Raw genomic sequence first — 12,328 nt, 5'->3', positions numbered from 1 at the left:
GTCTTGGTCTCCGTTGTATTTTTGTCTTGGCCATCGTCCTTTGCGCTGCGTGACGCGGCCGCTATGCTCTTGCAAGCGGCGCATGTGGCAGGGTGGGATCGCCTGGCAACAATCTACACGCGTGCCGCGGCAGTAGCCTTGCGTTTTACGCATAACAGAAATGCGCCTTAAGCCAAGCGCCCAAGGCGTCTGCGACATAACAATCGCTACGTTCCCGGTCCTTTCCGGATCCGTCCCATTCCGGCCTCGGCCTGATCGCACTGCACCATTTCTTCTCTGCCATGACCAGCCCATCCGTTGCAGCTACCACGCCTTCCTCTTCATCTTCCACCAAGCCGGCGGCCCGCTCAGGCGGCCGGGTCCTGGTGGACGCGCTGCGCATCCACGGCGCCGAGCGCATCTTCTGCGTGCCGGGGGAGAGTTTCCTGGATGTCCTTGATGCGCTGCACGACCAGCCGGCCATCGACCTGATCGTCTGCAAGCACGAAGGCGCGGCGGCCAATATGGCCGAGGCCGACGGCAAGCTCACGGGCCGGCCGGGCATCTGCTTTGTCACGCGCGGCCCGGGCGCCACCCACGCCAGCATCGGCGTGCATATCGCAGCGCAGGATTCCACGCCCATGCTGCTCTTCGTTGGCCAGATCGCCCGCGGCCACAAGGGCCGTGAAGCCTTCCAGGAAGTCGACTACGGCGCCATGTTCGGCTCCATCGCCAAGTGGGTGGTGGAGATCGAGGATCCGGCGCGCATCCCGGAACTGGTGGCGCGGGCGTTCCAGTGCGCCACCTCGGGCCGGCCCGGCCCGGTGGTGATCTCGCTGCCCGAGGACGTGCTGGACGGCCTGTGCGAAGTGGCCGATACCAGGCGCTATCGCCCGGTGGCGGCAGCACCGCGCGCGGCCGATGCCGATGCGCTGGCCGCCGCGCTGGCCGGTGCCCAGCGCCCGCTGGTGATTGCCGGCGGGGCTAACTGGAGCGCGCAGGCGGCTGCCGATTTCGCGGCCTTCGTGCAGCGCTGGAACCTGCCGGTAGCCTGCGTCTTCCGCCGCCAGGATGTGTTCGACAACCGCGATCCGCACTATGTCGGCCACCTCAGCCTGGGGGTCAACCCCGCGCTGGCCCAGCGCGTGCGCAATGCCGACGTGATCCTGGCCTTCGGCACGCGGCTGGGCGATATCGCCACCGACGGCTACACCTTGCTGGAAGCGCCGCAACCGCGCCAGCGCCTGATCCACCTGCACGCCGACAGCGCCGAGCTGGGCCGCGTGTACCAGCCAGAGCTGGCCATCCACGCCGGCATCGAGCCCGGCGCGGCCATGCTGGCCGCGCTTACGCCGCCGGCGGCCGTGCGCTGGGGCGAATGGACCAGCGCCGCGCGCGACGCGCATTGCGCATTCGCGGCTTCGGCCAAGCCGCATCCGCAGCTCACCGGCGTGGATATGGGCGCGGTGATCGCGCACCTGGACCGGGTCTTGCCCGATGACGCCGTGCTGACCAACGGCGCCGGCAACTACACGGTCTGGCTGCATCGCTACTATGCCTATCGCCAGCCGCGCACCGAGCTGGCCCCCACCTGCGGCGCCATGGGCTACGGCCTGCCCGCGGCGGTCGCTGCCAAGCTGCGCGACCCGCAGCGCACGGTGGTGTGCTTTGCCGGCGACGGCTGCTTCCTGATGTACCCGCAGGAGGTGGCCACGGCCGCGCAGTATGGTGCCAACCTGATCGTGGTGGTGGTCAACAACGGCATGTACGGCACCATCCGCATGCACCAGGAGAAGCGCTATCCAGGGCGCGTCAGCGGCACGGATATCCCGAGCCCGGATTTCGTGGCGATGGCGCAGTCGTGCGGGGCCTGGGCAGAGCGCGTGACGCGTACGGAGGACTTTGCCGCGGCCTTTGCCCGGGCCCAGGCAGCGGGCAAGCCCGCGGTGCTGGAACTGGTCACGGACCCGCGCCAGATCACCCCGACGATGCGGATCGCGGACTAAAAAACAAAAAAGCAAAATACAAGACAGGAGACACCCCATGACCGATGCCACGCTGGCCGACTTGCGCAGCCGGTTTGCCGGCCGCTTGCTGAGCGCACCTGAAGACACCGCGCCGTTTCTCACCGACTGGCGCCGCAGCTGGACCGGCCGCGCGCTGGCGGTGGCCCAGCCCGATACCACGGCCGACGTGGCGGCCGTGGTGCGCTGGTGCGCGGCGCGCCAGGTGCCGCTGGTGCCGCAGGGGGGCAATACCGGCATGGTGGGCGGCGCCATCCCCGACGACGGCGGCCGCGCGCTGGTGCTGTCCACGGCGCGGCTGAACCGTATCCGCGAGATCGATCCGATCAACAACACGCTCACCGCCGAGGCGGGCTGCATCCTGGCCGCCGTCCAGCAGGCGGCGCAGGAAGCGGGCCGCTTGTACCCGCTGTCGCTCGGCGCGGAGGGCAGTTGCACCATCGGCGGCAATCTCGCCAGCAATGCGGGCGGGGTGCAGGTGCTGCGCTACGGCAATACGCGCGAGCTGTGCCTGGGGCTGGAAGTGGTGACGCCGGATGGCGAGATCTGGGACGGCCTGCGCGGCCTGCGCAAGGACAACACCGGCTACGACCTCAAACAGCTCTTTATCGGCGCGGAGGGCACGCTGGGCGTGATCACCGCCGCCACCCTCAAGCTGTTTCCGCGCCCGGCCGCGCGCATGACCGCGCTGGCGGCGGTGAGCGATCCGCACGCGGCACTGCGCCTGCTGGAACTGGCCCAGCGCCGGCTGGCCGCCACTCTGACGGCGTTCGAGCTGATGAGCGGCGTGTGCGTGGCTCTGGTGGCGCGACATTTCCCGGACTGCCGCGCGCCCTTCGAACAAGCGCATCCCTGGTATGTCCTGCTGGAAAGCAGCGACCCGCACAGCGAGGCGCGCGCCACGCAGGCTTTCAGCGAACTGATGGAAGAGGCTTTCGAGGCGGGCATCGTGGCGGACGCCGCCATTGCCGCCTCGCTCGCGCAGTCCGATGGCCTGTGGCGGATCCGCCATCACCTGCCCGAAGCCCAGTCGCTGGAGGGCGACAACCTCAAGCACGATATCTCGGTGCCGATCTCTGCGATTGGCGAGTTCATTGCGCACACCAGCGCCGCCATCGTGGCCGCCAACCCCGGCGCACGCGTGCTGGCCTTTGGCCATCTGGGCGACGGCAACCTGCACTACAACGTCAGCGCACCGTACGGCGTGCCGCAGCCGGCGTTCGTGCGGGCCAACGGCGCGGCCATCAGCGCGCTGGTATACGAGGCCGTGCACCGCGTGCGCGGCTCGATCTCGGCCGAGCATGGCATCGGCCAGTTGAAGGTCGACAAGAACGCGCACTACAAATCCGGCGTGGAATTGGCGCTGATGCAAAAGATCAAGCAGGCGCTGGACCCGCACGGCCTGATGAACCCGGGCCGGCTGCTGCCGGGTGCATCGCACTGAGCGCACCGGGTACCGTGCACCACGCACCACGCACCACGCACCACGCACCACGCACCACGCACCACAACAAGAACCACAAAGGAGACACCCATGCATCAAAGCTACAAGCCGTCGCGCCGCGCGCTGCTGGCCGTCCTGGCCGCCACCGCCGCGTGCGTGGCGTTGCCCGTGCAGGCGGACACCTATCCGTCCAAGCCGATCCGCGTGGTGGTACCGTTTGCCGCCGGCGGCAATACGGATATCGTGGCGCGGCTGATCGGGCGCGACCTGCAGAAGGCGCTGGGCCAGCCGGTGGTGGTGGAAAACCGCCCGGGGGCCTCGGGCAATATCGGCGCGGACATCGTCGCCAAGTCGGCGCCGGACGGCTACACCTTCCTGATGGGCACGGTTGGCACCAATGCGATCAACGCCAGCTTCTATCGCAAGATGCCCTACGATACGACCAAGGATTTCACCGCCGTGGCGATGGTCGCCTCGGTGCCGAATATCCTGGTGGTCAATCCCGCCGTGCCGGCGAAGAACGTCAAGGAGCTCACGCAGTTCGTGAAGAGCGAAAACGGCAAGGCCACCTTTGCCTCGTCGGGCGCGGGCAGCTCGATTCACCTGTCGGGCGAGTTATACAAGGTCATGACCGGAACCCAGATGGTGCACGTGCCGTACAAGGGCAGCGTGCTGGCGGTGACGGACCTGATGGGCGGGCAGGTGCAGATCATGTTCGATAACGCGCCGACCTCGCTGCCCTTCGTCAAGTCCGGCAAGCTCAAGGCGCTTGCCGTGACCGGCACCCAGCGCATGAGCGCGCTGCCCAATGTGCCGACGATGGAAGAGGCCGGCCTGCCGGGCTTTGTGACCGGCTCGTGGTTCGGGCTGTTTGCCCCCGCCGGCACGCCGCGCGAGATCGTGTCCAAGGTGAGCGATGCGGTGATGGCAGCCATGCGCAGGCCCGAGTTCCGCGAGCAGCTGGTCAATGCCGGCGCCGAGCCGGACCCGAAGCCCGCCGCTGAATTCCAGACCTTCGCGCTGGCCGAGAAGGCGCGCTGGGAAAAGGTCGTCAAGGCGGCCGGCGTATCGGTCAACGAGTAAAACCCTGGGCGCGCCGGTCGCGCCCGATCTGACGGAGCCCCTATGCAAAGCCAACCCCCAGTCATCGTGCGCCATGACGCCGCCGCGCTGCGCACCATGGCACAGGCCATGTTCGAGCGCGCGGGCATGCCCGCCGACCGGGCCGCCGACGTGGCGGACATCCTGGTCGAAGGCGACCTGATGGGCCACGACACGCACGGCCTGCAATTGCTGCCCACCTACCTGGCAGAGATCGAAAGCGGCAGCATGGCGGTCAAGGAGGACTACGACGTGCTGGCCAACCGCGCCGCCGTGGCCACCTGGGACGGCAAGCGCCTGCCGGGGCCGTGGCTGACGCTGCGCGCCATGGAAAGCGCGATGGCGCGGGCGCGCGACTACGGCACCGGTACCGTCACCATCCGCCGCGCACACCATATTGCGTGCCTGGCGGCGTACCTGGAGCGCGCCACGCGGGCGGGCTTTGTCATGCTGCTGTACTCGTCGGCGCCCGCCGCCATGACCGTGGCGCCATTCGGCGGCACCCGCCCGGTGTTCTCGCCCAGCCCGGTGGCGGCGGGTTTCCCCACGCCCGACGGCCCGGTGCTGATCGATGTTTCCACCTCGATCACCACGGTTGGCTTGACCACGCGGCTCTACAAGGAAGGCAAGCGCCTGCCGCATCAGTGGCTGATCGATGAGAACGGCAACGCCAGCGACGACCCTGCCGTCATGTTCCCGCCGCACGCGGGATCGATCCTGCCGCTGGGCGGGCTGGACGCCGGCCACAAGGGTTATGCGCTGTCGCTGATGGTGGAAGCGCTGACCGCCGGCCTGTCCGGCCATGGCCGCGACGATCCGGGCAAGCGCTGGGGCAATACCGTGTTCCTGCAGATACTGGACCCATCTGCCTTTGCCGGCGAAGACGCCTTTGCGGAACAAATGGGCTGGATTGCGCGAGCCTGCACGGACAATCCGCCGCGCCCGGGCGTGGATCGCGTGCGCCTGCCGGGACAGGGCGCGCTCGAACGCAAGGCGCGCCAGCTGCGCGATGGGGTGGCGCTGAACCCTGCCATCCTGCCGCAGCTCAAGCCCTGGCTGGAGAAGTTCGGCATGTCGGCGCCGGCGCCGCTGGCTTGATGCAAGCGCTAGGCTGGGCCTGGGCGAGGCGAGTTCAGCCCTGCCAGAAGCCCGCGTGCGCCCGCGCCGCTTCGTCCTCCAGCGCGGGGCCCAGCACGGCAACGCTGTGCTGCCCGCGCGCGAAGACCTCGCGGCAGGGCAGGGAGAAGGTGGGGTTCTCGGGGTGCGCGCCAGTCAGCGTCAGCAGCCGGTGCTCGGATAGCGCGTACACCACCCGGCCGATGTTGCACCAGTAGATGGCGCCGGCGCACATGCAGCAGGGCTCCGCGCTGGTGTAGAGCGTAGCGCTGGCGAGCGCCTGCGCGGACAGCTTGCGGGCGGCTTCGGCCGCGGCGGCCAGTTCGGCATGCTGGGTAGGGTCGCCCTCAGGCGGCATTGAGTTGTTGCCGGCGCTGGCGATGATATTGCCGTCGGCGTCCGCCACCAGCGCGGCAAAGGGATGCCGCCCGCGCGCGCGGGACGCCTCCGACAGGCGGATGGCCTCGCGCAGCAGGCGCAGGTCCTGCTCGCTCAGTGCGGTGGTGGCTGCGGCGTTCGCGTCGGCGGCAATCAGTGTGGCCATGGTCGGGTTCCGGTTGGTTGGTAAATTGCGTGGATGGCGTGGATGGCGTGGGGCTGTGCGTCTCGACAATGGTACCGGGAGCCAGAAAGGTGACCCGCCGCCCGGCGCGGATGGCCGCTGAGGCGTCGGCGCCTAGCGCTCCTGCGCGCGCAGCGCGGCTTCGATGCCGCGAATGCTCTCGACCAGGCGCGGACGCACCGTCTCAAGCAAGAGCCCGGCCGGCACGATGGCACTCGGGCCGCTGCATGACAGCGTCATCGGCGGCAGCGCCGGGCCGGGCCGGAACGCGGCGGCGATCGAGTTGATGTCCGGCAGCCATTCGCCAAACGACGTGGTGCAGCCCTGGCCTTCCACCTCCGCGCGGCTGCGCGCCACAATGGCTTGCGCGCTGGCGGCATCCATCCCGTCGTGTTGCCGGAAGGCAGCCAGCGCTTGCCGTTGCTCCAGGGCGGGCAACGCTTCCAGGTAGGCACGCCCGGCGGCCGAGGTCAGCCCGGAAATGCGCGTGCCGACCGCCACCCGCAACGTCAGGTACGACTCCGACTGGCAGTTCTCAAAGATCAGCATCTGCGCCCGATCGCGCACGATCAGCGACGTCACGCCTTGGGACAGGTCGGCCAGCTCCTGCATGAACGGCCGCACCACGGCCAGCATATCCACGCCATGCTGCGCCGCGGGCGCCAGGGCCAGCGCCGAACTGCCGAGCTGGTACTTGGCCTGCTGCGGGTCCAGCCGCAGGTAGCCCAGCTCGGTCAGCGTATGCGTGAGGCGCGACACGGTCGATTTCGGCAAGTCGCAGCGCTGCGCCAGCTCGGCGTTGCCCAGCCGCGTCTCGAAGCTGCGGAAACTCGCCAGCACGTCGAGGCCCCGCGCCAGCGCGGTCACGAAATGCCGGTCTTCCTTGTGCTGCGGTATGGCTTCGGTCTGCGGGTCGGACATGGGTGGCCTCGGCTGGCTTGGGGTTGCTGGCTTTCCGTCTCAGCCTGCGCTGGCCAGCAACTCGCGCAGCTTGGCCTTGAGGATCTTGCCGGACGGCGCGGCCGGCAGGTGGGCCACGATCCTGACTTCGGCCGGGATCTTGTAGGGCGACAGCTGCTCACGCAGGAACGCGCGCAGCGCGGCCTGGTCCAGCGTCATGCCCTCGCGCACTTCCACGAAGGCGATGACTTCCTCGTTGCCTTCCACCGCGCGTCCCACCACCGCCGACTGCAGCACGGCCGGGTAGGCGTTGATCGATTGCTCGACTTCCTCCGGGTACACGTTGAAGCCGGAGTGGATGATGATTTCCTTGGAGCGCCCCACGATGGAGACGGCGCCGTCGGCGTCGATGCGGGCCAGGTCGCCGGTGTGCAGCCAGCCGTCGGCGTCGATCACCTGCGCGGTCAGGTCGGGGCGGCGGTAGTAGCCCTTCATCACGTTGGGGCCGCGCACCAGCAGCTCGCCACTGCCATCGGGCAGGGGCTCGCCCAGGCGGATCTCCACATCCGGTACCACCGGGCCCACCGAGCAATCCGTGCGCGGCGACTCCACCCGGGTCTGGCAGACCGTGGGCGAGGTCTCGGTCATGCCATAGCCGTTGTGCAGGATGATGCCGAAGCTGGCTTCAAACGCCGCCTTGAGCGTGGCGGTAAGCGGTGCGCCGCCCGATTGCGCCATGCGCAGCGCGGGCGCTTGCAGCGGGGTTGCCTGGGCGCGGCTCCATTCGATCAGCTTGGCGTACATGGCGGGCACGCCATGCAGCACGGTGAGCTGCTCCGCGACCAGCGCGTGCGCCAGCTTCTCGGGGCGGAAACGCGGTTCGTAGAACACCGTGGCGCCGTTGGAGAGCGGGCCCACCAGCAGCACGGAGAGGCCGTAGACGTGCGAGATCGGCAGCACGCCGTAGACCCGGTCTCCCGGCTGCACGCGCGCCTGCAGGCGGTTGGAGCGGCCGATGAACATCAGGTTGGCGTGCGTCAGCATCACGGCCTTGGCGGCGCCGGTGGTGCCGGTGGTGTAGATCAGCGCGGCAACCTGGTCGCGCGCCGCTCCGTCCACCGGCTCGGCCACGGCGGCTGCATTGAGCACGCCGAGCAGCAGCTTGCCCGCATGCGGCCATGTGGCCGGCTGCGCGCCGCGCGCGAGACCGTGCTCGCGTGCGTCAGGATGGGCGTTGTCAAGGTAGAGGGCGACGCGCGCGCCCGAGTGCTCGATGATGTTGTCGATCTCGCGGGCGGACAGGCGGGCATTGACCGGCACGGCCCACGCGTCCAGCGCGCTAAGCGCCAGGATCAGCACCGCGCAGCCCACGCTGTTCTCGGTCACCAGTACCACGCGATCGCCGCCGCGCACGCCGACGTCAGCCAGTGCGCGGGCGGTTTCGGCAATGGCGCCGTCCAGCTCGCCGTAGCGCAGGGACCGCTCGGCGTCCATCAGGGCCACGCGCTCGGGATGGCTCTGGACCCAGGGGCCGATGGTCTGGTGCAAGCGAGAGAATGAAGTGGAAGGCGAAGTGGAGGGGGCGGCAGCCGGCGCGTGCGCGGCGGGCGTGGGGGTGCTACTCATCACGGTCTCCAGATAAGGCGTCCGGCGTGGGCCGCCGGATTTTTCGATGGCGGAATGGTCCCACCGATCGCCTCATGCGTCAACTGCACCGTGGAATCAGTGTTCTGCATTGCAGAACACTGATTGTCCAGCCTCAGAACCGAAAGCGCGCGACCCCAGCTGACAGGCCTGCCGCTTGCTCATCCAGGCTGGCCGCCTGCACGGTGACGGCTTCGACCAGTTCGGCGTTCTGCCGGCTGGTCTGGTCGAGCTGGGCCACCGCCTCGCCAACCGAGCGGATGCCGCGCGCCTGCTCGTCAGCCACCCCGCACAGCCGCTCGGCCAACCGGTGGCTTTGGCCTACCGCCTGCTCGATGCCGCTCATGGCGCTGACCACTTGCCCGCTAAGCCGTGCCCCACGGGCGATCTCCGAGCTGGCCTGGCCAATGGTGGTACGAATCTCGCGGGCGGAGTTGGCGCTGCGCTGCGCCAGCCCGCGCACCTCCTGCGCAACCACGGCGAAGCCGCGCCCGGCCTCGCCCGCGCGGGCCGCTTCCACGGCGGCGTTGAGCGCCAGGATGTTGGTCTGGAAGGCAATGCTCTCGATCACCTCGACCATTTCCGCGATATTGCGCGAGTGCTGGTTCACCGTGTCCATGGCACCGCTCATCTCGCTCACCACGGCCATGCCGGCGTCGGTGGCTTCGCGTGCCTGGCGTGCCATGGCGCTGGATTCAGTAGCCTGGGCGTGGGCTTGCCCTACCAACGTGGTGAGGCTGGCGACGCTGTCGGCGGCGGCGGCCAGGGCGGCCGCCTGCAGTGCGGTCCGGCGCGACAAATCGTGATTGCCGCTGGCAATGCCTTCGCTGGCCGCGGTGATCTCGGCTGCGGAGAGCTGGATCCCCTCCAGCACGCCGGCGAGCTGGTCCCGCATGCGCGCCAGCAGGCTCATCAGGCTGTGGTCGTCGCCGGGGCGCACGCGCACGGCTTGCTGCAGGTCGCCCGAGGCGATGCGGCTGGCGACCTTGGCCGCGTCCGCCGGCTCGCCGCCCAATTCCGAAAGCAGCAGGCGCGAGGCAAACCAGGCCAGCGCCGCCGCCGCGGCAAGGCTCGCCACCAGCATGCCAACCATCATGGCCTGGGCGCGTAACTGGCTGGCAGTCACCGTGGCTACCGTATCGGCGGCCTGCTGCTCCTGCTGCTTGCGCGTGACCTCGACCAGATCGGCCAGCTTCTGCAATTGCTCGCCAAGAAAATGGCCGTCGACCGAGACGGCGCTGTCGAACTGCAGGGCGTCGAGCGGCTGCTTGCGCAGCAGCGTGACATAGTCGCGCAGCATCGCCGCGGCGCTGTCGCGTTCGGCTTGCAGCGCCTTTGCCTGCGCGGGCGCGGCCGTGCGGACCGTGGCAAGGGCCTGGTCGAGGCGGGCGAGGGCGCTATCGATGTCGGCCGCTGCGCCATCGCGCTCGGTGCCGCTGGTGGCCATGGTCAGCGCAAGCTGGGCGCGGCCCAGGCGGGCAAGCGCCGATTGCGCGCGTTCCGCGGCGATGGCGCCCTGCATATCGCGTTGATAGAGCGTATCGGTCATCTGCTTGACCGAGACCAGGCTGAAGATGCCCGTCAGCCCCACCACGGCGCCGAACACATAGACCAGTGCAAACGCCGCGCACATGCGCGCGCTGAGCGGAAGCCGGCCCAGCCAAGCGGGCATGCGCCGGCCGGCGCGGCGTGGAAGGCGAAGGTTGATGGCTTGCAACACGGTTGAGACTCCGATGGACCACGCGGCCCATTTGCTGACCCTGGGGTGCCGCCATCTCGCGCGCCAGCTTGTAGCGCCGGCTTGCCGCGGGCGACGGCATGACTTTGTTATGGCTTGCATGCTCGCTGCAACCTGTGACGCATGGATGACATCCCGGCATTGCGCAGGGGTAATCGGCTTTGTCATCCGCGTGACACATCCTTGACATGAAATAGAGGGCGAGTCACATCGACTCACCAGCTTCTTGCGCCTGGCGCCGCGCCTCCCCACGTCACGTTCACTCCGTCCATGCAGATTGCCTCCCCCCTGGCTGGCGCGCCCGTGCCGCGGCTACGCTTGCCGCCGCTCCACGCCGTCTTCCAGCCGATAGTGCTGCTCGGCACCGGCCAGGTGCTGGGCTACGAGGCGCTGGTCCGGGGGCCTGCCGATTCGCCGCTGGCCATGCCGGATGCCTTGTTCCGCCTGGCTCGCGACGAGGCCGAGACCATCGAACTGGAGTTGCAGGCGGCGCGCACGGGGCTGTCCACTTGCCTTGCGAATGGCTTGCGCGGCAAGCTGTTCCTCAACTTCAGCGCCATGGCCCTGCGCTACCTGCTGGCCGACGGCGGGGGTGCCATGCGGGCACTGGTGGCGAACAGCATCGCACCGGATCGGGTAGTGATCGAGGTCACGGAGCAAACGCCCATCGAGGACGCGGAGCGCTTCGGGCAGGCCATGGCCGTGCTCTGCGAACTGGGCATGCAGTACGCGCTCGATGATTTCGGTACCGGCCATGCCAATCTCGACCGGCTGGTCCACCTCGCGCCGCATTACACCAAGCTCGACAAATCGCTGGTGCGGGGCATCGGCACTTGCCCACGCCGGCTTGAGATAGTGCGCACGGTGCTGGCCCTGGTCAATGCGTTGGGTGGCGCGGTGATCGCCGAAGGCATCGAGGACGCCGATGAGCTCGCGGTGCTGCGCGATCTCGGCGTGCCCTTTGGGCAGGGCTACTACCTCGGCCGGCCGGCGCCGCGCCCAGCGCTCAGCCCAGCGCTGGGCGGGCCAGGCCACGACGTCCGCGCGCCGGCCTCATCCAGGCGATAGCCCTGGCCATACACCACCGTGATCACCAGGCCATTGCGCGGATGCAGCTCCAGCGCCCTGCGCAGGCGCGATACCAGGCTCGCCGGCGCGCGGGATAACGGCGGCAGCGAAAAGCCCCAGATCGCGCGTTCGATATGGGCGTGGGACAAGACACGGCCGACGTTGGCAAACAGCAACATGGCCAGGTCGAACTCCTTCGGGGTCAGCGAGAGCCGGCGCCCCTGGAACACGGCCTCGTGCGCCAGGCAATCCAGTGAATAGAGCCCGACTGTCATGTCCGGGTTTGGCGCTTGCCGGCGCGAGGCGGTGCGGCGCTGCAGCGCCTGCAGCCGGGCTACCAGCTCGCGCGCGCGCAGCGGGCGGATCATGTAGTCGTCGGCGCCCGCCTGCAGGGTACTGACGACCGAGTCTTCGTCGCGCCGGTTGGAAACCACCATGACCGCCACCTCGTTGCGCCAGGCGCCGCGCACCGCGCGCACGGCTTCCAGGGCAGGCATGTCGGCGAGCTCGTGGTCGATCAGCAGGACGTCGTAGCCGGACTGGTCGATGCCACGGAAGAGTTCCCGGCTTGCGTGATAGGTGTGGCAATACACGCCGGCGCGAGAGAGGGCGTCTGCGATGGCCTTGGCCTGAAGCGACAGATCCGCTAGCAGTGCAATCTTCATCAGTTCGCGCGGGAAACATCGGCCTTCAGGCCGGTGAGGGATAGCGCGCGACGCGAAGCGTCGCCCCTGTGCCCGCTCTCCTTCGTG

Annotated in this window: 10 protein-coding genes; 5 read left to right on the top strand and 5 right to left on the bottom strand. The window is 68.9% G+C overall.

Features of this window, described 5'->3' with window-relative positions; translation table 11 throughout:
• The first annotated feature begins 281 nt into the window (after nt 1-281).
• The 4 genes from ACYP5B_RS02140 to ACYP5B_RS02125 all read left to right on the top strand — a co-directional run bounded on the left by ACYP5B_RS02140 (nt 282) and on the right by ACYP5B_RS02125 (nt 5,646).
• Entirely contained in the window at nt 282-1,985 is a 1,704-nt protein-coding gene (locus ACYP5B_RS02140; protein ID WP_459568393.1) for a thiamine pyrophosphate-binding protein, read from the top strand.
• Nucleotides 1,986-2,022: 37 nt separating this feature from the next.
• On the top strand, nt 2,023-3,447 hold the full coding sequence (locus tag ACYP5B_RS02135) for an FAD-binding oxidoreductase (RefSeq protein WP_459568391.1): 1,425 nt from the start codon (nt 2,023-2,025) through the stop codon (nt 3,445-3,447).
• 90 nt (nt 3,448-3,537) lie between these two features.
• Nucleotides 3,538-4,530 carry a Bug family tripartite tricarboxylate transporter substrate binding protein gene (locus ACYP5B_RS02130; RefSeq protein WP_459568389.1) on the top strand — a complete coding sequence of 331 codons (993 nt, stop codon included), beginning with the start codon at nt 3,538-3,540 and terminating at the stop codon, nt 4,528-4,530.
• 42 nt (nt 4,531-4,572) lie between these two features.
• Nucleotides 4,573-5,646 (top strand): Ldh family oxidoreductase, encoded by a 1,074-nt coding sequence (locus ACYP5B_RS02125; protein WP_400098275.1) that lies wholly within the window; start codon nt 4,573-4,575, stop codon nt 5,644-5,646.
• Between the two features lie 34 nt (nt 5,647-5,680).
• Here the strand turns inward: ACYP5B_RS02125 and ACYP5B_RS02120 are convergent, their stop codons facing one another.
• The 4 genes from ACYP5B_RS02120 to ACYP5B_RS02105 form a co-directional block, all read right to left on the bottom strand.
• Nucleotides 5,681-6,208 (bottom strand): nucleoside deaminase, encoded by a 528-nt coding sequence (locus ACYP5B_RS02120; RefSeq protein WP_318232311.1) that lies wholly within the window; start codon nt 6,206-6,208, stop codon nt 5,681-5,683.
• A 132-nt stretch (nt 6,209-6,340) separates the two neighbouring features.
• On the bottom strand, nt 6,341-7,147 hold the full coding sequence (locus ACYP5B_RS02115; RefSeq protein WP_459568386.1) for an IclR family transcriptional regulator: 807 nt from the start codon (nt 7,145-7,147) through the stop codon (nt 6,341-6,343).
• A 39-nt stretch (nt 7,148-7,186) separates the two neighbouring features.
• Nucleotides 7,187-8,752 carry a class I adenylate-forming enzyme family protein gene (locus ACYP5B_RS02110; protein ID WP_459568384.1) on the bottom strand — a complete coding sequence of 522 codons (1,566 nt, stop codon included), beginning with the start codon at nt 8,750-8,752 and terminating at the stop codon, nt 7,187-7,189.
• A 133-nt stretch (nt 8,753-8,885) separates the two neighbouring features.
• On the bottom strand, nt 8,886-10,490 hold the full coding sequence (locus ACYP5B_RS02105) for a methyl-accepting chemotaxis protein (RefSeq protein ID WP_459568382.1): 1,605 nt from the start codon (nt 10,488-10,490) through the stop codon (nt 8,886-8,888).
• Nucleotides 10,491-10,778: 288 nt separating this feature from the next.
• Here ACYP5B_RS02105 and ACYP5B_RS02100 point away from each other — a divergent pair, with 288 nt between their 5' ends.
• Nucleotides 10,779-11,576: an EAL domain-containing protein gene (locus ACYP5B_RS02100; RefSeq protein WP_459568380.1), complete on the top strand. Its 798-nt coding sequence runs from the start codon at nt 10,779-10,781 to the stop codon at nt 11,574-11,576.
• Here ACYP5B_RS02100 and ACYP5B_RS02095 read toward each other — a convergent pair.
• Nucleotides 11,483-12,328 (bottom strand): response regulator transcription factor (locus ACYP5B_RS02095; RefSeq protein ID WP_459568378.1); only part of this gene is annotated, 846 nt, incomplete at its 5' end. The two genes, ACYP5B_RS02100 and ACYP5B_RS02095, sit on opposite strands and share 94 nt — an antisense overlap.

It is taken from the genome of Cupriavidus sp. 8B (genome assembly GCF_054589115.1).
Note: the sequence above shows the minus strand (reverse complement) of the source record. Positions and strands in the feature narration are given on the sequence as shown.